Origin of the sequence: Micromonospora sp. M51, from assembly GCF_018070305.1 — a bacterium.
Classification (GTDB): Bacteria; Actinomycetota; Actinomycetes; order Mycobacteriales; family Micromonosporaceae; genus Micromonospora; species Micromonospora parva.
This window is the reverse complement of record NZ_JAGPXZ010001263.1, coordinates 1-991: the sequence shown is the minus strand read 5'-3', so window position 1 is coordinate 991 and position 991 is coordinate 1. Positions and strand designations below refer to the sequence as shown.

3 protein-coding genes are annotated in these 991 nt (G+C 73.4%); 2 read left to right on the top strand and 1 reads right to left on the bottom strand.

All coding sequences use genetic code 11. From position 1 onward, the window contains the following. A partial coding sequence (locus KBX53_RS34165) for a pentapeptide repeat-containing protein (RefSeq protein WP_210863944.1) occupies positions 1 to 225 on the top strand: 225 nt, incomplete at its 5' end. A gap of 72 nt (positions 226 to 297) precedes the next feature. After that, positions 298 to 534 (top strand): hypothetical protein, encoded by a 237-nt coding sequence (locus KBX53_RS34160; RefSeq protein WP_030332502.1) that lies wholly within the window; start codon positions 298 to 300, stop codon positions 532 to 534. A gap of 7 nt (positions 535 to 541) precedes the next feature. Here KBX53_RS34160 and rnhA read toward each other — a convergent pair whose 3' ends face one another. Next, positions 542 to 988 carry a ribonuclease HI gene (rnhA, locus tag KBX53_RS34155; protein WP_309140919.1) on the bottom strand — a complete coding sequence of 149 codons (447 nt, stop codon included), beginning with the start codon at positions 986 to 988 and terminating at the stop codon, positions 542 to 544. Positions 989 to 991: the final 3 nt, after the last annotated feature.

Below are 991 nucleotides of genomic sequence, written 5' to 3'. Positions count from 1 at the left end.
GCCGACGTCACCGGCGCGGACCTGCGCGGGGCCGATCTGCGGGGCGCGGACCTGCGGCGCACGCTCTTCCTGCACCAGACCCAGCTGGACGCCGCCCGGGGCGACACCCGCACCGGGCTGCCGCAGACGCTCACCCGGCCGGCGCACTGGACGGCGCTGCCACTCACCCCGGTCCGCCAGCCGACCCGATCCCCGGCCCGCGCCCATCGGGGCCGCCGCCGCTGAGCACGAGGTTTCGGCCGGGACGACGCCGGGTAGCCAGCGCCGACGCGAACCGGCATCGACGGGGGGCACGGCGTGGGCTACCGAAATCGCCAAGGTGAACAGCCGGGCGACCCGCAGCACAGCGAGGACGAGGCCGGCCAGACCTCACTAGTGCAGGTCGAGACGGACACCGAGGTCCCCGCACCGGCGGACACCGACGTCCGGCCGGACATCGTGACCGAGCCCGACAACTCGGGCGTCGCCGGTGGTTCCTCCGGCAGCAGCGGTGGTGGCTCCAGCATGCCGGGGCACCCCGACGCGACCCGCTGACCCCGGCTCAGCGGCTGGTCAGCGCGGCCCGCGCCTCGGTCATGCCCTTGTTGGCGAGCCCGTCGGCCCGCTCGTTCTCCGGGTGCCCGTTGTGCCCCTTGACCCACAGCCAGGTCACCTCGTGCCGCTCGCAGGCCGCCTCCAGCCGCTGCCACAGGTCGGCGTTCTTCACCGGCTGCTTCGCGGCCGTCCGCCACCCGTTGCGCTTCCACGACGCCAGCCAGCTGGTGATGCCGTTGCGCACGTACGTGCTGTCGGTGTGCAGCTCCACGGTGACCGGCCGGTTCAGGCTCTCCAACGCCTGGATGGCCGCCATCAGCTCCATCCGGTTGTTGGTGGTGGGCGTGGCCTCACCGCCGCACAACTCCCGCTCGTGATCGCCGTAACGCAGCAGGGCACCCCAACCACCCGGGCCGGGGTTGTCACTGCACGCCCCATCGGTCCAGATCTGCACGCC